Source organism: Pseudalkalibacillus hwajinpoensis, from assembly GCF_015234585.1.
In the GTDB taxonomy this organism is placed as follows: domain Bacteria; phylum Bacillota; class Bacilli; order Bacillales; family Guptibacillaceae; genus Guptibacillus; species Guptibacillus hwajinpoensis_B.
This window is the reverse complement of sequence record NZ_JADFCM010000009.1, coordinates 88,238-111,360: the sequence shown is the minus strand read 5'-3', so window position 1 is coordinate 111,360 and position 23,123 is coordinate 88,238. Positions and strand designations below refer to the sequence as shown.

Here is a 23,123-nt window from a genome sequence, read left to right as displayed (position 1 = left end):
TAAAATAAGAAGTAAGAACATACGTTTGTGAGGAGTGCGAAAACATGCAACGAATAGTTGATAAGTTACTAAACGGGCTAAATCCCGAACAACAAGAAGCGGTCAAGCACACGGATGGACCGCTTTTAATTATGGCTGGAGCAGGTAGTGGAAAAACGAGAGTGCTGACGCATCGTATTGCGTATCTTCTTGTGGAGAAACAGGTATCTCCTTGGAATATTCTTGCGATTACGTTTACGAATAAAGCGGCGCGAGAAATGAGAGAACGAGTAAACTCGATTACGGGACCAGTCTCGGAAGATATTTGGATCTCGACATTCCACTCTATGTGCGTACGTATTTTAAGAAGAGACGGTGATCGGATTGGAATTAACCGCAACTTCACCATTCTTGATTCTGGGGACCAGCTGACTGTTATTAAGAAGATCTTGAAAGAGCAGAACGTAGATCCAAAGAAATTTGAGCCTAGAGGGATTCTTGGCAGTATTAGCTCTGCAAAAAATGAACTCGAAACCCCTGAAGATTATAAAGCTAATGCAAAGGGGCCATACGAAAGTGTTGTTGCTGATGCATATGAGCAATATCAGAAGCAGCTTCGTAAAAACCAGGCGCTTGATTTTGATGATTTGATTATGCGGACCATCACTTTGTTCAAAAAGGTGCCGGAAGTACTCGAGTTTTATCAGCGTAAATTTCAGTATATTCATGTTGATGAGTATCAAGATACAAACAAGGCACAATATATCCTTGTTAAACTCATGGCTGAGAAATATCAGAACCTTTGCGTAGTTGGTGATTCTGATCAGTCGATCTACCGCTGGCGTGGTGCAGATATACAGAACATTCTTTCCTTTGAGAAGGACTATCCAAGTGCACGTGCGATATTCCTTGAGCAAAACTATCGTTCAACTAAGAAAATTCTACAAGCGGCCAATGTGGTTATTGAAAATAATACGAACAGAAAGCCTAAAAAGCTTTGGACGGATAATGATGATGGGCAACATATTACTTATTATCAGGCAAACGATGAACATGATGAGAGTCGTTTCGTAACAGGGAAAATCCTTGATATGGTGAATAGCGGACAGAGAACGAATTCACAAATAGCGATTCTTTATCGTACGAATGCCCAGTCGCGTGTGATTGAGGAAATTTTAAATAAGTCGAACATCCATTACAACATTGTCGGCGGTACAAAGTTCTACGACCGTAAAGAGATTAAAGATGTTCTAGCATACCTCCGTCTCATTGCTAATCCAGATGATGATATTAGCTTACTTCGAATTGTAAATGTTCCAAAGCGTGGTGTTGGTGCATCGACAATGGACAAGGTAGCACAATATGCGGCTAATCAGGATATTTCTATCTTTACAGCTCTTCAAGAAGTCGAGCAGATCGGGTTAAGCGCTCGTTTCACTAAGACTCTTAAATCATTTGGTAATCAAATGGCAAACTGGTCACAAATGCAGGAATATCTAGCCGTATCTGAACTTGTTGAGGAAGTAATTGATAAGTCAGGGTATCGTGATGCGTTAAGAAATGAGAATACAATCGAATCACAAACACGACTTGAAAACATTGATGAATTTCTTTCTGTTACACAAGAATTTGAGAAAGCAAGTGAAGATAAAAGCCTAATCGCTTTTCTAACAGACCTTGCGCTCGTTGCGGATATCGATAAGTTAGATGAGGATGAAGGTGAGCAGAGGGAAGCTGTTACACTTATGACGCTCCATTCAGCTAAAGGTTTGGAATTTCCCGTTGTTTTCCTCATTGGGATGGAAGAAGGAGTATTCCCGCATAGTCGTTCCCTATTTGAGGAAGAAGAGATGGAAGAAGAGCGTCGTCTAGCATATGTTGGTATTACAAGAGCAGAAGAAGAGCTTTTCTTAACAAATTCTCGTCTTAGAACACTTTACGGAAAAACAAACGCGAATCCTGTGTCCCGCTTCATAGGAGAGATACCAGAAGAATTACTTGAGAAGCAAGGTCAAGAAAAGCCAGCTACACCGTTTGGTGGAACTAGTTCCCGACCTTCTTCAAGACCTGCTACTCCAAAGACGCCTAGACGTCCTCAACTTACTTCAACGGGTGGAGATTCACTCGATTGGAAAGTAGGAGATAAAGCAAGTCACCGCAAATGGGGCGTTGGTACGGTCGTTAGCGTTAAGGGTGAGGGTGACTCGACTGAGCTTGATATTGCTTTCCCTAACCCGGTAGGAATTAAGCGTTTGTTAGCGAAGTTTGCGCCTATTGAAAAGCAATAGTCATTTTAGAAGGTGAGGTTTGACGATGGAAGAAAAGCAAAAGCGCATCGAAGAGCTTCGTCAGCTCTTAAATCAGTACAATTACGAGTACCACGTTCTAGATCAGCCGACCGTTCCTGATGCCGAGTATGATCGGATGATGAATGAATTAATTAACCTGGAAGAAGAGAATCCTGAACTTAAAACGGAAGATTCTCCAACTCAGCGCGTCGGTGGCCCGCCTCTTGAAGGCTTTCAAAAAGTTGAACACAGAGTACCTATGCTAAGTCTTGGTAATGCTTTTGGCGAAGAGGACTTGAAGGACTTCGACCGACGTGTACGTGATCGAATTGGCGAAAACTTTTCGTATGTATGCGAGTTAAAAATAGACGGTCTTGCCGTTTCACTTATTTATGAAGATGGAGTTTTTGTGCGTGGAGCCACACGTGGGGATGGCACGGTAGGAGAGGACATTACTCAGAATTTAAAAACCATTCCAGCTATCCCACTTCGTTTAAGCGAGAATGTTAGCATGGAGGTGCGTGGTGAGGCGTTCATGCCAAAGCCATCCTTCATGAAATTAAATGAAACACGTGAGAAGAACGATCAGGATTTATTTGCAAATCCTCGAAATGCAGCGGCTGGTTCTCTTCGCCAGCTTGATCCAAAGATTGCTGCTAGCCGCAACTTGTCTATTTTTGTATACGGTGTAGGTACGGTTGAAGGCAGGGAAATTAGTTCACATTCAAATGGCCTTGATTTTCTCAAAGGGCTAGGATTCAAAACCAATCCAGAATGGAAGCGATGTAACACGATTGATGATGTTATTGATTACATCGGTGGTTGGTCAGAGAAACGTCCTGATCTCTCATACGAGATCGATGGGATTGTTGTGAAAGTAGATGCCCTCAATCAACAAGAGGAGCTAGGATTTACTGCGAAAAGTCCACGATGGGCCATTGCATACAAGTTTCCTGCTGAAGAGGTTGTAACGCAGCTCTTGGATATTCAGCTTAATGTGGGCAGAACTGGTGTCGTCACTCCCACTGCTGTTTTAGAACCAGTACTCGTTGCTGGGACAACCGTGCAGCGAGCATCTCTTCATAATGAGGATTTGATTCGTGAGAAGGATATTAAAATTGGAGACTATGTCGTTGTGAAAAAAGCAGGAGACATTATTCCTGAAGTCGTTTCAGTTCTTGAAGATCGTCGTTCAGGTGAAGAAAAAGCATTTTCTATGCCTGAAAAGTGTCCTGAATGTGATAGTGATCTCGTTCGATTAGAAGAAGAGGTCGCACTTCGATGCATTAATCCAAAATGTCCAGCTCAGCTCCGTGAAGGACTCATTCATTTCGTTTCACGCAATGCAATGAATATTGATGGACTAGGTGAACGGGTGATTACTCAGCTGTTTCGAGAGGAATTAATTCATGATGTAGCAGATATCTATCAGCTGACACACGATCAACTTATTGAGTTAGAGCGAATGGGTGAGAAGTCAGTCTCCAACCTTCTTGAGGCGATAAGCGTCTCAAGGAATAATTCATTAGAAAAACTGTTGTTTGGTCTTGGGATACGCCATGTCGGTGCAAAAGCTGCGAAAACTCTTGCACAACAATTTGGCTCTATGGACAGTATTGTTCAAGCAAATATAGAAGATCTTGAAGCAATTAATGAAGTGGGACAGAAAATGGCTGATTCTGTTGTGCGATATTTTCAAAATGAAGAAGTGCATGAACTAATTGAAGAATTAAAAGAAGCTGGCGTTAATATGACCTATAAAGGACCAAAGCCAGTTGCTGTAGAAGACATTGATTCCGTGTTTGCGGGGAAAACAATTGTACTCACTGGTAAGTTAGAACAGTTGAGTCGCGGGGAAGCAAAGAAGAAGCTTGAAGAACAAGGCGCAAAGGTGACAGGTAGTGTAAGTAAGAGCACAGATCTTGTCATTGCAGGGGAAGATGCTGGTTCTAAGCTTGAAAAGGCAGAGTCTCTTGGCATTGACGTGTGGAGTGAGAACAGGTTCCTTGAAGAGTTAAACGAATGAGGAGAGGGAAGTAATGCCAAAGAAGCAAACGTTCATCGTTAGTATCATGGCCCTTTCGCTCGTATTATCCGGTTGCGTTCCAAGTTTTATGAAGGGCGATCAGGACGATACAGTGAAAGTGAATGATTCAGAAGGTGAAGATAGCGAAGAAATGATTGTTAGTGAAGATATCAAAACATCTGAAACGTATTATCGTTCAGTACTTGAGAAGGATGGGGATAAAAATTCTCTTGATACTTCACAAGTTAGGGGATTAATCACGGCTGGCGTTGATAACCGTCTCGATGTTGATGCGCTTGAGATGGGTTTAATCAGACTTTCTCAAGAGCAATTTGATCCTGAGAAATATTTCTTTAAAGAAGGGCAGCTTTTTGATACAGAGCAAATTCATAGCTGGCTGTATAGAGATAATCCTGATGATAAAGAAAATCAGGGCCTCAATCCAGCTCTTGGGGTAAAAGAAGATCCTGCTAAGTATGAGCAAGTAATTGAAGCAGAGAAGAAAAACCCTAAATTCTTATCTTATATACATGAACAAGATTACTATGTTCAAAACAAAGATGACGAGTTACAACTAGGCGGAATCTCGATTGCCTTATCGCTTTATTCTGAATATCCTTATTCTGTTCTTGATGAGAATGGCCTGAAATATACTGGTTCAGTGAAACTAGGGAAAGAAGAAGTGATTTCTAAGGCGAAGGAATCGATTGAACCAATTGTGAAGAAAATTCGTGCCGAGCATGACGTACCTATCATGTTCACTCTGTTTTTAGAGCAACCAAGACAATCAGTAGTCCCAGGAAACTTTGTGGCGAGCACGATTGTAGGAGAAGGGAAATCCAGCCCAGATTCTTGGAAGGATTTAAATGAGAAGTACGTTGCTTTTCCTTCCTCTGCAGCCTCCGACGAGTACCCTGCTGAAGCAGAGAAGTTTGATGATTTCACGCGTGAAATCCAGGATTTCTTTCCAAACTTTGTAGGTGTCATTGGCACAGGGTTCTATAAACAGGATGAGCTTACACAGTTGAAGGTTGAAATACCAATCCAATTTTATAGCAAAGCGGAGGTCATTTCGTTTACACAGTTCGTAAACGGTCTTGTCAAGAAACGGAATGATACATTTCCTCAGGAGCTTCCGGTCTCCATCTACATCACAAATAACGGAGAAACAGAAAGTATGATTGTGAAAGATCCTAACGAAGAAGAACCGTTTGTTCATATTTATCAATAAATAAAAACCCTCCCAGTGTTTTTACACTGGGAGGGTTTTGTTATTCAGACAAGGCTTTTTGGAGTGTTTGAATGTTTTTTTCCATTAATGTGAAGTATGTTTCGTTATTTTCGATATCTTCTTCGGTTAAAACAGATAGATTATGGATGCGAAGCGTATTGAGTCCAAGCTCTTTTTGAACTGCTTTAGCAGGCTTGGGGGTAGCATTTTGTTCGAAAAGCATATACTTCAAATTGTGGCTTTTTGCTGTTTCGATAATTTCTTCTAATTGTTTTTGAGTAGGCTCTTGAGAAGGAGAAAGACCCGAGACGCTTAATTGTTCAAGGCCATAACGACTTTCCCAGTAGCTATAAGCATCATGAGAGATGAGAAATTCTTTCTTATCTGCACGATCAGCCATTTCTTGGAAGGATTGATCCAAGGCTAATAATTCTTCTTGCAAAGAACTAAAATTAGTTTCGAATGTTTCTTTCTGATCAGGATCGAGCGTGATAAGAGCATCTTTAATATTTTCAGCCTGCTCGATTGCAAGGATGGGATCGATCCAGATATGGGGATTCATATCACCATGATCATGGTCGGCGTGCTCTTCATGCTCTTCATGCTCTTCTTCAGATTCATCTAGATGGATGTCTTTAGCTGACTCAAGAACCATAACATCTTCATTGTTAAGCGTGTCCTGGGCAGCATCTGCAAATCCTTCCATACCTGCACCATTATAAATAAACAAATCCGCTTCAGCTAATTCGGCCATTGTTCTAGTTGTTGGCTCGAAGCTATGTGCATCGCTACCTGGAGGAATGATTGACTCAGCCGTTACATCTTCTCCTCCAATCCGTTCGGCAAAGTATTCAAGAGGATAAAGTGTTGTATAAATGGTAAGCTTTCCACCCGCTTTAGAGTCTGACTTATCTTGACCACAAGCGACAAGGATAAACGTAGAAATAGATAATAATAACGCTAATTTAAAAAAGCGATTATTCATAAGTGATTTTCCCTTCCGTAAGTTTCTCTGCCACTCATTATATCGTAATGATTACGTTTTGCAAACAGTAATCTTTCCGATTTGTTTTGTTCATTATAGTAAAAAGTCATAAAAAGGTTTGGGAGTGGGAAGGGTGAAAATTACATGGAAAAAATAGTTATGATAATTAGCATTATGGAGGTATGAAAAGAAGGGGAACGCGGCAATCTATAAAAAATATTTCAATTTGAAGATTAACATTACAAAATAGTGGGTAAATGTTACTAGAGTATGTAGATGAGGGAAATATTGGTCAATTAATTTAAATAAATTTTCATGAATACTTATGACCTAAAAGTTGCTAAAAGAAGGGAAATCTCTTTCATCGTGTATTTTTATTCATTGAAAAGTTTATCTTATAATATTTGCATTGTTCAGAAAAATATTTTGTGATATAGTAATCATTGGTTTGTAAAGGACTAATGGTCTACTGGAATAATTTGAATTCACAGCAAAAATGTATAGTTGTGAATATTGACTTTGGAGGGGGTGAAAGTGTGGAATATACCTTAACTACCGCAACATGGTTCTGGCTACTTATACCAATGCCTTTATTAGTCGTATTATCAATAATAACTTTTTTTACCGAAAGGAGAGAATAGTACTCGATGAGTATTGAGACGCCAACGTTAGTCACATTTATAGTGTACCTTGTCGGTATGCTCGCAATTGGATTAATTGCTTACAAAATGACAAGTAACTTATCTGATTATGTTCTTGGAGGAAGAAGATTAGGTGGATCTGTTGCCGCACTTAGTGCCGGAGCATCAGATATGAGTAGCTGGCTCTTACTAGGCCTACCTGGTGCAATGTATGCAGGTGGTATGAGTCAAATTTGGATTGGGATTGGGCTCGCAATCGGAGCTTACCTGAACTGGCAGTTTGTTGCATCGCGTCTTCGCCGTTATACAGAAGTGGCGAATGATTCGATTACGGTTCCTGATTACCTTGAAAACCGTTTTCGTGATGGTTCGAAAGCACTTCGCGTGATTTCAGCAATTGTCATTCTTGTATTCTTTACGTTCTATACGTCTTCAGGTCTTGTTGGGGGCGCAATCCTGTTTGAAAGCTCGTTCGGAATGAGCTATGAAAGCGCATTGTGGATCGGTGCACTTGTTATTATTTCTTATACGTTCCTCGGTGGTTTCTTAGCGGTAAGCTGGACAGATTTCTTCCAGGGAATACTTATGTTCCTTGCACTTGTTGTCGTGCCAATTGTTGCCCTAAATGAAATGGGTGGCTGGAGCGAAACAGTTAATCAAGTCGGTGCAACGGATACAACTTATCTCGATATCTTTACTGGTATGAGCTTTATGGGGATTATTTCTCTGCTTGGTTGGGGACTTGGTTACTTTGGCCAACCTCATATCATCACTCGTTTTATGGCAGTTAAATCTTCGAAAGAAATTCCTAAAGCACGCCTTGTTGGTATGTCATGGATGGTTCTTTCACTGTTTGGTGCAATCTTTACTGGTTTCATCGGTATTGCCTATTTCGATGCGGGACTTCCGAACTCGGAAACAGTCTTTATTGAATTTACGCAAGTGCTCTTTAATCCATGGGTTTCCGGCTTCTTGCTTGCTGCAATCCTATCTGCGATTATGAGTACAATTGACTCTCAGCTTCTTGTATCTTCAAGTGCTGTTGCGGAGGACTTCTATAAAGCGATCCTTCGTAAGAACGCTAGTCAGACTGAGCTTGTATGGGTAGGTCGTATCGCGGTTCTTGCGATTGCGTTACTAGCTATTCTACTTGCCTACAACCCTGATAGCAGTGTTCTTGATCTTGTAAGTTATGCCTGGGCCGGGTTTGGTGCCGCATTTGGACCTGTTATTATACTGAGTCTATTCTGGAAACGTATGACGCGTAATGGTGCCCTTGCTGGTATCATCACGGGTGCAGTAGTCGTTATTCTATGGGCTCAATTATCAGGCGGACTATTCGACCTTTACGAATTGATTCCAGGCTTTATTCTTGCATGGATCGCTGTTATGGCATTCAGCTTTGTAGGTAAAGAACCTGGTAAAGAGATTGAAGATGAATTTGAAGCAGCTAAGACATCTGAATTTTAATCAGCTTTACTCAGGAGGCTCATCCCAATAGGGGGTGAGTCTTTTTTTGAAATAAGAATGGGACAATCTATAGACGCAAGCCCTAAAACAGAAGTTAAACAAACGTTTGATTAATCCGACTTAATTAAACGTTTGTTTAAAATTGGAACAGACGGCGTTCTGTTGCTTAATGAAGCTTGTTTTTGGTATCATCTATATATTGCAGGTTGTTCGAAATTTGTGGAGGTGAAAGTGATGTCCAGAATTACCAAAGAAGAGGTTAAGCATGTAGCGAACCTCGCTAGACTAGAAATGGATGAGGGAGAGGTCGAGAAATTTACAACTCAGCTTGATGACATTATTTCAATGGCGGAGCAGCTGAATGAATTAGATACAGAGAACGTTGAGCCTACAACGCATGTTCTCGATTTAAAAAATGTACTTCGTGAAGACAAAGTACAGCCGTGGTTATCTCGTGAGGAAGCATTGAAGAATGCACCTGATAAAGAGAATGGTCAAGTAAAAGTTCCATCAATATTTGAGTAAGGGAGGCAACGTCCTTGTTTGATAAAAGCATAAGTGAGCTTCACAGCTTGCTTCATAAGAAAGAATTATCCGTCAGTGAACTTGTTCAAACCTCGTTTGATCGTATTCATACGGTCGACGAAAAGGTAAAAGCATTCATGACGTTAAATGAAGAAGGAGCAATGCAAGCAGCAAAAGCGCTTGATGAAAAGCTCGGTACAGAAGATGCAAGAGGGCTTCTTTTTGGTCTCCCTGTAGGTGTGAAAGATAACATTGTTACAAAAGGACTTCGTACAACAGCGTCAAGCCAGCTTCTAAGCAACTTTGACCCATTACATAATGCAACAGTGGTTGAACGTTTAAATGCAGCGGAAACCATCACTGTGGGCAAATTGAATATGGACGAGTTCGCGATGGGTTCTTCTAATGAGAACTCTGGCTTCTTTGGCACGCGTAACCCATGGAACACCGATTATGTACCTGGTGGCTCAAGCGGCGGCTCAGCTGCATCTGTTGCTGCTGGAGAAGTTTTCTTCTCACTTGGCTCTGATACAGGTGGCTCAATCCGTCAGCCAGCTGCTTTTTGTGGTGTTGTAGGATTAAAACCTACTTACGGACTCGTTTCTCGATTTGGCTTGATCGCGTTCGCATCATCACTCGATCAAATTGGACCAATCACAAACACCGTAGAAGATAACGCCTATCTTCTTCAATCGATTGCAGGTCACGATAAGATGGACTCAACTTCAGCGAATGTTGACGTTCCAGATTACCTTTCTAGCCTAACAGGTGATGTGAAAGGTCTTCGTATTGCGGTACCGAAAGAATACCTTGCTGAAGGTGTAGATGAAGACGTGAAGAACAGCGTCCTTCAATCACTTAAAAAGCTTGAAGAGCTTGGCGCAACTTGGGAGGAAGTATCTCTACCGCACTCTAAATATGCTGTAGCGACATACTATCTTCTTTCTTCTTCAGAAGCATCAGCTAACCTTGCTCGCTTTGACGGCGTCCGCTATGGCGTTCGTGCTGAAGCTGAGAACCTTCTTGATCTTTATAAGAAAACAAGAAGCGAAGGCTTTGGTGACGAAGTGAAGCGACGTATTATGCTAGGGACGTTTGCACTTAGCTCTGGCTATTACGATGCTTATTATAAGAAAGCACAAAAAGTTCGTACGCTCATCAAGAATGACTTTGAAAAAGTATTCGAGGACTACGATGTGATTATCGGACCTACAACGCCGACACCAGCCTTTAAAGTAGGCGAGAAGATTGATAACCCACTAACGATGTATGCGAATGATATTCTCACAATCCCGGTTAACCTTGCAGGTGTCCCTGCGATTTCCGTACCATGTGGTTTATCAAATGGCCTACCTGTTGGACTTCAAATAATCGGAAAGCACTTTGATGAGAAGACCGTTTACCGCGTTGCTCATGCATTTGAGCAAGCAACGGATCATCATAAGGCTAAACCAGAGCTGTAAGGGGTGACGACTGAAAATGAATTTTGAAACTATTATTGGTCTGGAAGTTCACTCAGAACTGAAGACAAACACAAAGATTTTCTGTAATTGTTCAACAAATTTCGGTGCGCCGCCTAACACGAACGTTTGCCCGATCTGTCTAGGTCATCCTGGTGTTCTTCCAGTGATGAACGAACAAGCTGTTGATTTTGCGATGCGTGCGGCAATGGCATTGAACTGTGAAATCGCAGAAGATACGAAGTTTGACCGTAAAAACTATTTCTATCCAGATAACCCCAAAGCTTATCAGATCTCACAATATGATAAGCCAATCGGTGAAAACGGATGGATTGATATTGAAGTAAACGGCAAAACAAAGCGTATCGGTATTACGCGTCTTCACCTTGAAGAAGATGCTGGTAAGCTCACGCACGTTGATGGAGAGAACCATTCTCTTGTTGACTTCAACCGTCAGGGTACACCTCTTGTTGAGATCGTATCTGAACCGGATATTCGTACACCTGAAGAAGCGTATGCTTACCTTGAGAAGCTAAAAGCGATTCTTCAATATACGGAAGTGTCTGACTGTAAAATGGAAGAAGGATCTCTTCGCTGTGATGCGAACCTTTCTCTTCGCCCATATGGACAAGAAGAGTTTGGTACAAAAACTGAGCTTAAGAACTTGAACTCATTTGCTAACGTACAAAAAGGTCTTCAATTCGAAGAAGTACGTCAGGAGAAAGAACTTCTAGCAGGAAATGTGATCGGCCAGGAAACACGTCGCTATGACGAAGCTGGCAAGAAAACAATTCTGATGCGTGTGAAAGAAGGATCTGACGACTACCGTTACTTCCCAGAGCCTGACCTTGTTCGTCTTGCTATTAATAAAGAGTGGATGGACCGCGTGCGCGAAGATATTCCTGAACTTCCAGATGCTCGTCGTGAGCGCTATGTGCAGAAATATGATCTTCCAGAGTACGATGCGATGGTACTCACTCAGTCTAAGAAAATGTCTGATTTCTTCGAAGTAGCGATTGACCAGGGGGCTGATCCTAAACAAGCCTCAAACTGGTTGATGGGTGAAGTATCGGCATACTTAAATGCGAACTATAAAGAAATTGATGAAGTGGCCCTAACTCCGGAAGGATTAGGCAAACTGATTTCTCTAATCGAGAAAGGAACAATTTCTTCTAAGATCGCGAAGAAAGTATTCAAAGATCTTATCGAAAAAGGCGGCGATCCTGAACAGATCGTTAAAGACAAAGGCCTTGTTCAGATTTCTGACGAAGGCGAGCTTCGTTCAATCGTTTCAGGTATTCTTGACGAGAACGAACAATCCATCGAAGACTACAAAAACGGGAAAGACCGCGCACTCGGCTTCCTCGTTGGTCAAGTGATGAAGGCAACCAAAGGAAAAGCAAATCCTCCAATGGTAAACAAACTCATTGTTGAAGAAATGGATAAGCGATAAATTGTGAAACCCTCCCATTGCGGAGGGTTTTTTTATTGTCTATATAGAAGTGCAAGCTTGTTCACCTCATCCGCATTTATTCGGCTTTGCTTTTTTTTAGGGAAAAGCCTATAATCAGAACAGAAGGTTAAGCGGCGGAAAACGGTCACGAGAATGTGGGCGTTTTTTGTTTGCGACTATCATATAAATAAAAGAAGACATCACTTAAGAGAACGCGTACGATTATTGTCCAAACCAATTCAAAAAAGTAACCATACATGCAAATCAGAATGAAAGAATTAAGATAGAGAAGATAGGATGATGAAGGATGAAACGTGCAAGACTAATTTATAATCCAACGTCCGGTAGAGAACAAGTGAAGCGCTCGCTGCCATACATTTTAGAACGCCTTGAAGTAAATGGGTACGAGACGTCTGCCCATGCTACCACTTGTGAAGGGGATGCAACGGAAGCAGCGCGCATCGCTGTAGAAAGACGATTTGATCTTGTCATTGCTGCAGGTGGAGACGGAACGATTTATGAAGTAATCAATGGCATCGCTGAGCAGCCGTATCGTCCAAAAATGGGGATTATTCCAGTTGGTACAACGAACGATTTCGCACGAGCGATTGGCGTTCCTCGCACAGTTGAAGGTGCTATGGATGTCCTATGCAACGGCCTTGAAATGCCAATTGATATTGGTCGTGTAAACGAACATTACTTTATCAACATCGCAGGTGGCGGACGCCTGACTGAATTAACGTATGAAGTGCCTAGTAAGCTTAAAACAATGCTTGGCCAGCTAGCTTATTATATGAAAGGCATCGAAATGCTTCCATCCATTCGCCCGGCGAGGACTCGGATTGAATATGATGGAAAGCTCTTTGAAGATGAAATTATGCTTTTTCTAGTCTCTAACTCAAACTCCATCGGCGGATTTGAAAAGCTAGCCCCTCATGCGTCATTGAATGATGGACTGTTCGATCTCATGATTTTGAAAAAGACGAACATCGCAGAATTCATTCGGATCGCAAGCAGTGCGCTACGTGGTGATCATATTAATGATCCGAATGTGGTCTACAAAAAAGCAAGTCACATCAAAGTAGAATCAGTCGATAAAATGCAGCTCAACCTGGACGGAGAGTACGGCGGCCCACTTCCAGCAGAGTTTACGAACTTATATCGTCACATCACAATGATCGTCCCGAAAGAAACGAGCGAAAAACATACAAATGAAGAAGAAGCCGCGCACAAGCGCGCGATTTCAGGTGAGTAGAAGTGAATGGGAGAAGTCAGAGACTGAGAGCTCTGGCTTTTTCTGTTGTAGTGGAGGATCTGGGAGTGGAGGAGGAAATTTGGGTTTGGCCAATAAAAATTGATTTTGGCTAATATATTTCAGATTTGGCCAATATATCGTGGGTTTAGCCAATATAATTCCATTTTGGCCAATAAACCATGAAATCGAGCTCGCCTCACGTGCAAAAAGCACCGCGCTGTTACATTTCGCGATCCATTCACACTGTGGTACAATTTTTGTACATGAAATTGAACGGAAAAGGACGGAAACCAAATGAGTAATCAAGAAGTACCTGTAAAAAAGAATGACGTTGTTGAAGTAGAGTTCAGAGACCTTTCCCATGACGGAGCAGGCGTTGCGAAAATAGACGGTTACACGCTTTTCGTCCCGTACGGTATCCCTGGCGAAACAGCGAACGTGAAAGTGATCAAAACGAAGAAAGGTTACGGCTTCGGAAAGATTCTTGATGTGAAAGTTGAGAGCGAAGACCGTAACACGCCGCCGTGTCCGATTTTCTATCAATGCGGCGGCTGTCAGACCCAGCATATTACGTATGATAGTCAGCTAAGATTCAAGCACAAGCAAGTTCAAGACGTGATGGAACGCATCGCGAAGATCGATGTGCCCGTTCATCCTGTGATGGGTATGGAAGACCCATGGCGCTATCGTAACAAAGCACAGGTTCCTGTTGGTGAACAGAACGGTAAAATCGTCGCTGGCTTCTACCAGCAGCGCAGCCACCAGATTATCGACATGGATCAGTGCCTCATTCAGGAGCAGGAAAACGATGAAGTTTTACGAGTTGTAAAAGGAATTGCTGAGAAGTACGGCATCCGTGCATACGACGAGCGTTCACATCGCGGAACGCTCAGACACGTTGTTGCAAAATACGGAAAGCAAACGGACGACATCATGGTCGTCATCGTTACAAAAAACAAAGACTTACCAAATCGCAAGAACATCATCAAAGACATCACTGAGCAACTTCCGAAAGTGAAATCAATCGTTCAAAACGTAAATCCAAAGCGCACGAACGTGATCTTCGGTGACGAAACCCGCGTCCTGTGGGGCTCACCATACATTTACGATACGATCGGCGACATTAAATTCGCCATCTCAGCTCGCTCGTTTTATCAGGTGAATCCTGATCAAACAAAGGTGCTTTACGATCAGGCGCTTGAATACGCTGGACTTACTGGGAATGAAACGGTCATCGACGCTTATTGCGGCATCGGAACGATTTCTCTTTTCCTCGCGCAAAAAGCAAAGCAGGTATACGGCGTTGAAATCGTACCAGAAGCGATTGAAGATGCGAAGCGAAATGCTGATTTAAACGGCATTACAAACGCAGAGTTTGCGGTAGGTGAAGCAGAGAACGTCATTCCAGCCTGGAAAGAGCAGGGCATCAAGCCTGACGTGATTGTCGTTGACCCACCACGTAAAGGCTGCGATGAAGCACTCCTTCAAACGATTATTGATATGAAACCTGAGAAAGTCGTTTATGTATCATGTAACCCAGCTACGCTCGCTCGTGATCTACGCATCTTAGAAGATGGTGGTTTTAAAACGAAAGAAGTTCAGCCGGTTGATATGTTCCCGCATACGACGCACGTTGAATGCTGTGCGTTGATAGAACGAAGTAAAGAATAAGCAGATGGGTTCGAGAATCGATAAAAGATTCTCGGACTTCCATCTGCTTTTATTTCAATGCGATCAATCAATCTGTGGAGAATTTCAGGAGTTAACTCTTTAAGATCTATAAATTCTTCTAGTGCTTGCTTTATTTCATTTATAGCAATCTTATTATCTGTTGATTCTAAAGAAATTTTACTTTGATTTTGGTTTGTAACTAATTTATTAATGCTCTCATTAATATCTTTTATGAAGTCATCATAAGCCTCTTTTGAGATTACTTCGTCAACTAATAAGCTAAGTGTTTTTTTCTTTCTCATATTCAAAGCTTCAATTTCTTTAGTTTGGGAATCAATATTCTTTAAAGCAATTTGTCTTTGCTTCTTTAACTTGCTATCCAGTGACTTAACAATAGCCTTATCATGTATTGAATCTATCAGGTTTTTGATATCATTTAATATTACAAGCTGTAAGTCTGTTTCTCTTACTAAATGATCTGTACAGGCCTTTATCCCGTGTTTATTATAGTTTCCGCACATATAACCCTTACAGTTGGATTTGTAGTGCATACCTCGGCCACAATCCGCACAATAGGCTGTATTTGTGAATAAATGCTTTTCGACCTGTGGCCTAGTTTTCTTTCGACTTTTAATTAATTGTTGTACTGTTTCAAAATCCCTTTTAGAAATAATAGCTTCGTGAGTATTTGGAATGATAATATAATCTTTTGGACTTTTTTGATCTCTCATTTTATTCGTGACACTCCGAGTCGTAGTCCGACCCTGCACTAAATCACCAGTATAATGAGGATTAGTCAAGATCACCCTAATTGAAGATCCTTGCCACTTATCACTAGCATTTTTTTTACTTGCTAGCTGAGCAGGTGTTGGTAAACCCTCGTTGTACAGTTCTTTAGCAATACGATCAAAACCTTTACCAAAAATATAGTCATTATATATTCGTCGTACTATGGCAGGAGTGTAATCGTTACGAATATATAATTTACTTCCAGTTAGGTTATAACCATAGGGAGCATTTGATCCTTTAAAGAGTCCTTGTTCTGCTCTAGTTTTTAACGATGTCTTGACTCGATTGCTTGTTCGTTGAGACTCTTCTTCGTACATCCATGCATAAATACCAAACATGTGACTATTTCCTTCTAATGTGTTAATGGCATTATCCAGCGTAATAATATGAATTTTATGTTGTTGAGCGATGTCACGAATTTGGTATGATAATCCCCCATTACGGGCCAACCGGGAAAGCTCTTTTGCTAAAATAACATCAAACTTTTTTGCTTTTGCATCGGCGATTAGCTGCTGTAGTTGCTCACGTTTGTCTGTCGTTCCACTTTCTACATCAACATAAAACTGGTGAATGTCCCAATTATTTTCAGATACATACTTTGCAAATAGGTTTTTTTGATTTAATAGTGAAGCTTTTTGCTCTTCTTTATCTGTTGAAACTCTAACGTATACTGCGCATCTCATGATATATTTTTCCCTTCTACATGAGATGTAGTAGTGCTCACCTTATTTTGATAGTAATGCTCTTCAATTAAAGAGTCAATTTTTTCCTCAATAATAGAGTGGAAAATCTCCTTGATTGTCACCTTAGCATTAGAGTTGAAAATTCTCTCAACGTTCATATATATTTCCCCTTCTTTAAATAGATGGGGTCTAGACCCGGTTTGAATAATATAGTTTGATAATGAATTATAGTGATCTCAGCTGATTTCTATGTATTTATTATACCTTCCTATCCTCCAGTTCCACTATCTTGGTAAGCATTCCATATGAGCTGCTCTACCTAATTAACAAAGATGTAGGTAATATGATTTGATAGATTGCTTTCAATTCCTTTAAATTTCTTGCGTTTATTTTAAATAGCTTAAAAAATCCTATTAGGTAAAATAAATTTTGAAAAAATTCTAGAGAGGTAGTAGGTATTATCATGCCTTCGGCAACCGGAGTTTTGCGCCCCCCCCCTTGGTTAATAGAAAAGTGTATAAATTTGTCGAGCTTGTTGGTGATGTATCAAGTATGGGATATGCTTTGCAAATATTGTTAGAAGAAGTTTTGATATCAATAAGTTTAAAGTAGTGTGGTCTTTCTAAGGATAAAAGTGGTTAATATACCATTATATGTACTTTTTATCTATTATGTAGTATTATTAATGTATGTCTAGAGATTGAATCTCTGAGGACGAACGGATGTCCTTCTGACTGCATTAGCTTGCAGTATTGCAAAAGGGTCTACTCAAAGATGCTTTTACTTGAGAACTTACTTTTAATTCGGTTACATCCGTGGTTCAGGCTCTCAAAAAACCTTTGGTTTTTGGGAGCCTGTATTGTTATGAAAGGGTGTCTTAAACGTGAAAGAGATGATTAGGAAATACATAGAAGCAGAGGCAAAGAAACATTCAGAAAGATATCATACATACCATAACGCATTACACATTGAGCACGAGAGGAACAAAAAGAGGTTTGGGGAAAACTATAATAAAAAGGTTGTAAAAAAACCTTATGTATGGTCTGTTAATAAAAAATATAATCCTTTTTACGTTTTAAAACACTTAGACAAAATTTCTGATGCAATAGCAAAAAAAATAAAAGATGGGACATATATGCCCAATGATCCCTATATTCAAAAAATACCAAAGAAAGATGGAAAAACACGTACTATTACTGTATACCAAATTCCAGATGCAGCTGTATCAAATTATCTTTATAAAAGACTTCTAAGTAAAAATAAACATAGGCTTAGCTCTTTATCTTATGCTTATAGGAACGATAGAAATGTACATTTTGCAATTCAAGATATAGGACTAGAGTTACAATCTTACTCAAGGTTGTTTATTTCTGAATTTGATTTTAGTGATTTTTTTGGTGCAATTAATCATCAGTATTTGTATAATCAATTGAACAAGAATGGATTTATGGTTAGTGATTTTGAAAAGCAATTAATCAAATCGTTTTTAGATAGATTGGAGAGGGGAATACCACAAGGGACGTCCATCTCTTTATTCTTGGCTAATATAGTCTGTTGGAAACTAGATAGAATGCTAGAATCAGAAGGTTTAAGGTTTGCTAGATATGCGGATGATACTGTTATTTGGTCTTCGGATTACACAAAGATATGTAAGTCATTTGATATAATTAGTGCTTTTTCAAACGAAGCTGGAATTGAGATTAATGCTAACAAATCGGATGGTATTAATTTGATGGTGAAACCAGGACTCCCTTCTGAATTAAAGGCAACCAAAGAATTCATTGAATTTTTAGGTTATAAACTTTCAATTGATAAAATTAGCATTAAAGCTGATTCAGTAAACAAAATCAAAAAACAAATCAGTTACTTGCTATACAAGAACTTGATTAAACCAGTAAAAGAGTACAAATTAAAATCAATTATTGTACCGAGTAATAATACAGATCCAGCCTTCGTAACAGCTATGTGGCAAATAAGAAGGTATTTGTACGGTAACCTAACAGAACCAAAATTAAAAAGTTTTATGAATGGCAAGTATAATAGAATTCGATTCAAAGGTATTATGAGTTTTTATCCCCTAATTGATGACGTCGAACAATTAAAAGAATTAGATGGTTGGTTAGTATCTACTGTCTATAATTCTTTGAAATTAAGAGAAAAATTATTTATAGATAAAAATATTACCAGTGTTTCTCATAATTTCCCCTTTAATATTGATAAAGATGAATTAATTAAGTTGTGTAAAGTGACTCCATATAAAGGTACTAAAGGTTTTTATGAAATTCCAAGTTTCTTTAGAATATATAAAGGAATTAAACATGGGATATTAAACAATGGCATAGATTACACGATGAACAATAAACCATATGATTATGACTACTAGAGTAATCAGTTCTGAAAGATAACGAAATTATTTTTAGGAGGATTATTATGAAGGATGAGTTTAGAGACGAGCAATTACCTAAATGGAAAGACATGATTCAAAACTTATTTGAAGGTGAAGTACCAGTTAGTAAGGAGTGGTATGATAAAGCTTCAATTGTAAAAGTATTAAATTTTGTAGGTGAGTATGAGGCTCTAAACCATACCTTTTTACCAAATGGTGGAGGATTGGATTTGCATGGTTGTTCTTTTTCAAATGAAAGTCAATGTATTGAGCTAGACTTAGGAGGAATTGCTCACGTTTTAAAACCTAAGAAGCTAACTTTTCAATGGTTTCCTAACGCTGATTATGAATGGGCATATTTTTTACTAGAGTCAGAGACACTAAAGTCATCTGGTGTTTATGAAGAATTATTTTATGACGAAGAGGAACTTGTTGAAATATCACCTGGAGAATATATCGAGAGGGCTTATTGGGATGAGGGCTATTTCGATGGCGAACGTCTTCCAAAAGAAGCGAGATTAATTGGAAGGTATTTAAGTGGATCGTTGGCAATTTTTTCTAAGGCTTCTTTATATAATAAAAATTCAAGGACATATGATGGTCGACATAGTACAATGTCACCGGAAGCTTTTAGAAATCATATTAAGGAAGTAGTTATGTATTTAAATGAGCAGGACAAAAAATAATTTCATCTAAGTTTAACGCTTATCTCAAAAGAGGTAGGCGTTTTTATTAATTTATTATTCTTTTAGAGTTTTGATATAAAGTTCACCCAAACTTTATGACTATATTAGTTACTCAGCAGAATAAAATCGGAAATATCATTTGGAATAATGTGGTATAATACGTGTGTATTTTAAATCTGAGGGAGGAACTGAAATGAATATGATTAAAGTTGAAACCGATAACTTGAATAATCAATGCTCTCTATGTGAGGGGAAACTAGAATACAATAGCGAATGGGACGAAGCTTTTGAGAATTATGACAGTAATACTCCTAGCTTTGATATGATAACCAGACGTATATATAATAAATCAATACCAAAGTATCACTGTAATAAATGTAAGGTAGGTTATTTAGTAGCTCGATATTAAAATATTGTGTTTTTCATTAAAAGGAGGAGATGAAAATGTTCTTAGGAATTAAAAAAAACAATAAAAATAATCGTGCTTTAACTTTTCTTGAGAACTTGGTTTTTTTTGAAAAACCTGAAAGAGTTATCCTCTTTGGAAGCAAACCGAAAGAACTAACACGTCTATCAGAAGATTTTTTAACAGCATTAAATGCAAGAGGACTTCAAACTGAATACATACATATTAGTGATATAATAAACCAACCTTCATATTATCTTGAAAAAAAGAATATATTTGTTTTAGATGGTCTGTTTGAAAGTGTCAATTTAAATGAAGATCAGAAAGAAAATCTGAAAACCTTTTTGTCAATTTATCAACATCACAATATCCTAGTTACTTGCTCATTAAATCCTGATGAGGTGTTTTCCAATGAAGTACGTGATTTTCTAGATGACGGTACTACTTGGTCTAGAAACTTTCTAGGTTGTAAACAACTTTTTATGGATGATCAAGATAGAAATAAGTTTTTAAGTTATTTAAAACAGCAACCACAAGGGGATTATAGGATTATTCAATCATTGGAGTTTTTGTCAGAAAACGTTACTCCGTATGATGAATTAGACTTTTTAAATAAGAGTATGATTAAAGAGGTTTTTAAAAAGGGAAAAGATGTCCACAATACCTGCATAATTTTAACAGATGAATTGAAGCCATCCCTAAAATTAATTCCGTTCAAAGATAGGAAGTTATATAAGTCGGCTGTAAGATTAGAGAGCTTTATAGCTGGAACTGGATATGTTGGTGTTGAACTCAGTAATGAAGAAATTAATAAATACTATAGGCTTTTACTAGAAGGTTATAACAATTTCTTAACTACCGGCAAGGAAGTTTTTATGGACGTTAGTTTAGAAAATAACAAAACAGATTTAGATATAGTATTAGAGATTAAAAAAAGAGCACTAACATCACGTTAATATTAACTGCTCCTTATACAAAATAGAAATAGGTTCTTGGTTGAATGTTGTTAATAAAAAAGTGTACCAAGAAATAAAAAAAGTACTTATCAGAAAATTAGCGGATTAAGTACAGTATAAAAAAGCCACAACTTGATCCACTAAGGATTGAGATGTGGCTTTTTGAATAAAAAGTTTATACATTACATAACAGAGGTTCTCTACTCTTAGATATATATTTTTTTTTTTGCAAATAAAGTATTTGGAGTAGTTAAGGTTTTCTTTAAGAGGATATAGAATTTCTTTGATAAAACCTTGGGTAATATTGCTTAGTTTCTAGAACCAATCAAGATCAATGTCGTCCGCAGCAGACATGGTCTCAAGTGAGTATTCATTGATAGTAACGAACCCATCTCTATCATTATAAATTTCTGTTGAATGCACAGTTGGGTAACTAAGTACATTATGTTTTGCAATATATTTCTCAGCATTTTCATCGAGATATATTTTAGGCTTTTTAAGTTTATTACGGAAGATTACATTGTAAGTCTCCTTGAAGTATGGAGATGAAATAGAGGTTTTGTAAGCTGTAGTGAATATATCTACTAGTTCATTGAAATTGTGCACATCTACTAAAACCTCATCGCCCCATAGGTCATCGAAGTATTCTTCGAAATGTTCTTCATTATCCTCTTCACCCATATTATCACCTTGTTCTAACTCATATATTTCTACGTCAGTTATTAGTTTTACATAAGCATCTGTTTCAAAATTATTAGAAGGAAGTTCAACTGTAGCTAGGTATTTAATTTTAGAATGACCACTTAAACTTCTTATGTGGTCACAGAAGGTCTCCAATCTATTTTCAATGTCATTATAGTGATTTATTGATAGTTTTAAATCGAATGTTGTGAGCAATCTATCATCAACAAAATTTCTTAATAACAAATGCTTTAAGTTAATCACCTCTTTATCCTCACTCTTAGATTCAATTCTTGAGTTCTTCAAAGTTCTTTTAGTTTGATAATCATAAACAAATATTTTACTTCCACAATCAATTAGCTTTGTTTTAGTTGGCATGATTGTTTTTCTCCCCTTCAATCCATTTAATTAGAACGCTTTTTGAGACTTTAATTCGTTTCCCAATGTTTATTACATGAAAGTTTCCAGAGTGTACTAGCTCATATGCCTGCTTTCTCCCTATCCCTAGAACTCTTTGGACGTCTGAAACATTTAAAACATCTGGGTAATTATCCAGCATCCTGTACATAGTCGATTAGCTCCTTTGCGTTTTCTAAATAGTATTGCTCGTATTTTGTCTCACCTGTATATGGGGAGTAATATGTGTCACCATGTTTAAAACTTGGTATGCATTTATCAAGGTGAGCATAAAAATCAGCTATATTTTCGAGCTCGTAAATATCTGGCTGTTTAAGTTTATGTGATTTCAAATATCTATCGTGTCCGTTAAGTCTCTTGTCAGCTATGCCCTTGTTTAAATAAGAAGCAATCTTCTCATTATCAGTAGGACGAGAATCAGATACCATTTTACTAACAAAACCATATGACCAAATGTTTTCTAGAGTTTTAGTTGAAATCTCAATTAGATTGCAAACTAGATGATAATGGATGTTGCCCTGTTCATTGTGAAACTCAGTAACGCCTAAGTAAGTAAATTTGCTGTGCCTATTTTTTTTAAGGTAGTAAGTGAGACGTTTCTTGAAAACTCTAAATAGCTTGTTACAAGTGTTAATATCGGTAAGGTCAAACTCATTTGTAGGTTTAAATGTAAGTGTGATAAAAGCATATTGCTCGGTAAAGTTACACTCTAACAATCTACGAATTCTCTTCCTTGCACGGTTAATGCTTACCTTGATATTTGCTTCAAAATTTTCCATGGATTGCTTTGAGGTAGGCTTACGTCCTCCTAAAGAAGTTCTTTTAATGTTAGGTGAATATGCTTGTTGAATGACTTCTACAAAGTTGTTGCTAATGATTGCTTTTGAGTAAGAAGATTTCATGTTCATGTCCTTTCAGATTTGAGGTGACTGAATTTCGTCAAATTAATCACTATTTATCAAGTTTATTTAAATCAATTGATTTAAAATGAACTGCTATAAACCCCTTTTGCTTCAGGTAATTACCATGCATTTATTGTACCTTTTAGTGTTCTAAAGAGTACAGGACGGCCATAATTGGTCTGGGTGATTTCGAGGTTATATGGGATGGTAACCAAATTGAATTTCTTCTATAG

Annotated in this window: 18 protein-coding genes; 12 read left to right on the top strand and 6 right to left on the bottom strand. The window is 38.6% G+C overall.

Features of this window, described 5'->3' with window-relative positions; translation table 11 throughout:
* Window positions 1-44: 44 nt before the first annotated feature.
* Genes pcrA through IQ283_RS22650 form a run of 3 tightly spaced genes read left to right on the top strand, consistent with a single transcriptional unit; the run spans window position 45 to window position 5,524 of the window.
* Window positions 45-2,267 carry a DNA helicase PcrA gene (pcrA, locus tag IQ283_RS22660; RefSeq protein WP_194222428.1) on the top strand — a complete coding sequence of 741 codons (2,223 nt, stop codon included), beginning with the start codon at window positions 45-47 and terminating at the stop codon, window positions 2,265-2,267.
* Between the two features lie 25 nt (window positions 2,268-2,292).
* Window positions 2,293-4,293, top strand: a complete 2,001-nt coding sequence (gene ligA / locus IQ283_RS22655; protein WP_194222427.1) for an NAD-dependent DNA ligase LigA — start codon at window positions 2,293-2,295, stop codon at window positions 4,291-4,293.
* 13 nt (window positions 4,294-4,306) lie between these two features.
* A complete protein-coding gene (locus IQ283_RS22650; protein WP_194222426.1) occupies window positions 4,307-5,524 on the top strand; it encodes a CamS family sex pheromone protein in 1,218 nt (405 codons plus the stop codon).
* Window positions 5,525-5,564: 40 nt separating this feature from the next.
* Here the strand turns inward: IQ283_RS22650 and IQ283_RS22645 are convergent, their stop codons facing one another.
* Window positions 5,565-6,509, bottom strand: coding sequence for a metal ABC transporter substrate-binding protein (locus tag IQ283_RS22645; protein WP_194222425.1), 945 nt, complete (start codon window positions 6,507-6,509; stop codon window positions 5,565-5,567).
* Window positions 6,510-7,156: 647 nt separating this feature from the next.
* On the opposite strand from IQ283_RS22645, the gene putP reads away from it, so the two are divergent.
* From putP to rlmD, 6 genes are all read left to right on the top strand, one after another.
* On the top strand, window positions 7,157-8,620 hold the full coding sequence (putP, locus tag IQ283_RS22640; RefSeq protein ID WP_194222424.1) for a sodium/proline symporter PutP: 1,464 nt from the start codon (window positions 7,157-7,159) through the stop codon (window positions 8,618-8,620).
* A gap of 234 nt (window positions 8,621-8,854) precedes the next feature.
* A complete protein-coding gene (gatC, locus tag IQ283_RS22635) occupies window positions 8,855-9,145 on the top strand; it encodes an Asp-tRNA(Asn)/Glu-tRNA(Gln) amidotransferase subunit GatC (protein ID WP_194222423.1) in 291 nt (96 codons plus the stop codon).
* 14 nt (window positions 9,146-9,159) lie between these two features.
* The gene (gatA, locus tag IQ283_RS22630; protein ID WP_194222422.1) at window positions 9,160-10,608 is read left to right on the top strand and encodes an Asp-tRNA(Asn)/Glu-tRNA(Gln) amidotransferase subunit GatA; all 1,449 of its coding nucleotides are present in this window, start codon (window positions 9,160-9,162) and stop codon (window positions 10,606-10,608) included.
* 16 nt (window positions 10,609-10,624) lie between these two features.
* Window positions 10,625-12,058: an Asp-tRNA(Asn)/Glu-tRNA(Gln) amidotransferase subunit GatB gene (gene gatB, locus IQ283_RS22625; RefSeq protein WP_194222421.1), complete on the top strand. Its 1,434-nt coding sequence runs from the start codon at window positions 10,625-10,627 to the stop codon at window positions 12,056-12,058.
* Window positions 12,059-12,365: 307 nt separating this feature from the next.
* A complete protein-coding gene (locus tag IQ283_RS22620) occupies window positions 12,366-13,313 on the top strand; it encodes a diacylglycerol kinase (RefSeq protein WP_194222420.1) in 948 nt (315 codons plus the stop codon).
* Between the two features lie 294 nt (window positions 13,314-13,607).
* The gene (gene rlmD / locus IQ283_RS22615; RefSeq protein ID WP_194222419.1) at window positions 13,608-14,984 is read left to right on the top strand and encodes a 23S rRNA (uracil(1939)-C(5))-methyltransferase RlmD; all 1,377 of its coding nucleotides are present in this window, start codon (window positions 13,608-13,610) and stop codon (window positions 14,982-14,984) included.
* Here rlmD and IQ283_RS22610 read toward each other — a convergent pair.
* Together IQ283_RS22610 and IQ283_RS22605 are read right to left on the bottom strand one after the other, a co-directional pair.
* A complete protein-coding gene (locus IQ283_RS22610) occupies window positions 14,912-16,456 on the bottom strand; it encodes a recombinase family protein (protein ID WP_194222418.1) in 1,545 nt (514 codons plus the stop codon). The two genes, rlmD and IQ283_RS22610, sit on opposite strands and share 73 nt — an antisense overlap.
* Complete coding sequence (locus IQ283_RS22605; RefSeq protein WP_194222417.1) at window positions 16,453-16,614, bottom strand: hypothetical protein; 162 nt, start codon at window positions 16,612-16,614, stop codon at window positions 16,453-16,455. The genes IQ283_RS22610 and IQ283_RS22605 overlap by 4 nt, the downstream gene beginning before the upstream one ends.
* Window positions 16,615-17,348: 734 nt before the next feature.
* Here IQ283_RS22605 and IQ283_RS22600 point away from each other — a divergent pair.
* The 3 genes from IQ283_RS22600 (at window position 17,349) to IQ283_RS22590 (ending at window position 20,890) form a co-directional block, all read left to right on the top strand.
* A complete protein-coding gene (locus tag IQ283_RS22600) occupies window positions 17,349-18,839 on the top strand; it encodes a reverse transcriptase domain-containing protein (RefSeq protein WP_194222464.1) in 1,491 nt (496 codons plus the stop codon).
* A 47-nt stretch (window positions 18,840-18,886) separates the two neighbouring features.
* A complete protein-coding gene (locus tag IQ283_RS22595; protein ID WP_194222416.1) occupies window positions 18,887-19,528 on the top strand; it encodes a serine/threonine protein kinase in 642 nt (213 codons plus the stop codon).
* Window positions 19,529-19,972: 444 nt separating this feature from the next.
* Window positions 19,973-20,890, top strand: a complete 918-nt coding sequence (locus IQ283_RS22590; RefSeq protein ID WP_194222415.1) for a hypothetical protein — start codon at window positions 19,973-19,975, stop codon at window positions 20,888-20,890.
* 315 nt (window positions 20,891-21,205) lie between these two features.
* Here IQ283_RS22590 and IQ283_RS22585 read toward each other — a convergent pair whose 3' ends face one another.
* From IQ283_RS22585 to IQ283_RS22575, 3 genes are read right to left on the bottom strand one after another with little or no spacing between them, the layout of a single operon-like run.
* Complete coding sequence (locus IQ283_RS22585; protein ID WP_194222414.1) at window positions 21,206-21,949, bottom strand: hypothetical protein; 744 nt, start codon at window positions 21,947-21,949, stop codon at window positions 21,206-21,208.
* Window positions 21,939-22,130 carry a helix-turn-helix domain-containing protein gene (locus IQ283_RS22580; protein WP_322098516.1) on the bottom strand — a complete coding sequence of 64 codons (192 nt, stop codon included), beginning with the start codon at window positions 22,128-22,130 and terminating at the stop codon, window positions 21,939-21,941. The genes IQ283_RS22585 and IQ283_RS22580 overlap by 11 nt, the downstream gene beginning before the upstream one ends.
* A complete protein-coding gene (locus IQ283_RS22575; protein WP_194222412.1) occupies window positions 22,120-22,890 on the bottom strand; it encodes a rolling circle replication-associated protein in 771 nt (256 codons plus the stop codon). The genes IQ283_RS22580 and IQ283_RS22575 overlap by 11 nt, the downstream gene beginning before the upstream one ends.
* Between the last annotated feature and the right edge of the window lie 233 nt (window positions 22,891-23,123).

What these genes read in the sequence shown, in the direction of transcription:
- IQ283_RS22610 (WP_194222418.1), bottom strand. Translation starts at nt 16,456, where the DNA reads ATGAGATGCGCAGTATACGTTAGAGTTTCAACAGATAAAGAAGAGCAA.
- IQ283_RS22600 (WP_194222464.1), top strand. Translation starts at nt 17,349, where the DNA reads ATGATTAGGAAATACATAGAAGCAGAGGCAAAGAAACATTCAGAAAGA.
- IQ283_RS22605 (WP_194222417.1), bottom strand. Translation starts at nt 16,614, where the DNA reads ATGAACGTTGAGAGAATTTTCAACTCTAATGCTAAGGTGACAATCAAG.
- IQ283_RS22575 (WP_194222412.1), bottom strand. Translation starts at nt 22,890, where the DNA reads ATGAAATCTTCTTACTCAAAAGCAATCATTAGCAACAACTTTGTAGAA.
- IQ283_RS22650 (WP_194222426.1), top strand. Translation starts at nt 4,307, where the DNA reads ATGCCAAAGAAGCAAACGTTCATCGTTAGTATCATGGCCCTTTCGCTC.
- ligA (WP_194222427.1), top strand. Translation starts at nt 2,293, where the DNA reads ATGGAAGAAAAGCAAAAGCGCATCGAAGAGCTTCGTCAGCTCTTAAAT.
- pcrA (WP_194222428.1), top strand. Translation starts at nt 45, where the DNA reads ATGCAACGAATAGTTGATAAGTTACTAAACGGGCTAAATCCCGAACAA.
- IQ283_RS22645 (WP_194222425.1), bottom strand. Translation starts at nt 6,509, where the DNA reads ATGAATAATCGCTTTTTTAAATTAGCGTTATTATTATCTATTTCTACG.
- IQ283_RS22590 (WP_194222415.1), top strand. Translation starts at nt 19,973, where the DNA reads ATGTTCTTAGGAATTAAAAAAAACAATAAAAATAATCGTGCTTTAACT.
- IQ283_RS22595 (WP_194222416.1), top strand. Translation starts at nt 18,887, where the DNA reads ATGAAGGATGAGTTTAGAGACGAGCAATTACCTAAATGGAAAGACATG.
- IQ283_RS22620 (WP_194222420.1), top strand. Translation starts at nt 12,366, where the DNA reads ATGAAACGTGCAAGACTAATTTATAATCCAACGTCCGGTAGAGAACAA.
- rlmD (WP_194222419.1), top strand. Translation starts at nt 13,608, where the DNA reads ATGAGTAATCAAGAAGTACCTGTAAAAAAGAATGACGTTGTTGAAGTA.
- gatC (WP_194222423.1), top strand. Translation starts at nt 8,855, where the DNA reads ATGTCCAGAATTACCAAAGAAGAGGTTAAGCATGTAGCGAACCTCGCT.
- putP (WP_194222424.1), top strand. Translation starts at nt 7,157, where the DNA reads ATGAGTATTGAGACGCCAACGTTAGTCACATTTATAGTGTACCTTGTC.
- gatB (WP_194222421.1), top strand. Translation starts at nt 10,625, where the DNA reads ATGAATTTTGAAACTATTATTGGTCTGGAAGTTCACTCAGAACTGAAG.
- IQ283_RS22585 (WP_194222414.1), bottom strand. Translation starts at nt 21,949, where the DNA reads ATGCCAACTAAAACAAAGCTAATTGATTGTGGAAGTAAAATATTTGTT.
- IQ283_RS22580 (WP_322098516.1), bottom strand. Translation starts at nt 22,130, where the DNA reads ATGCTGGATAATTACCCAGATGTTTTAAATGTTTCAGACGTCCAAAGA.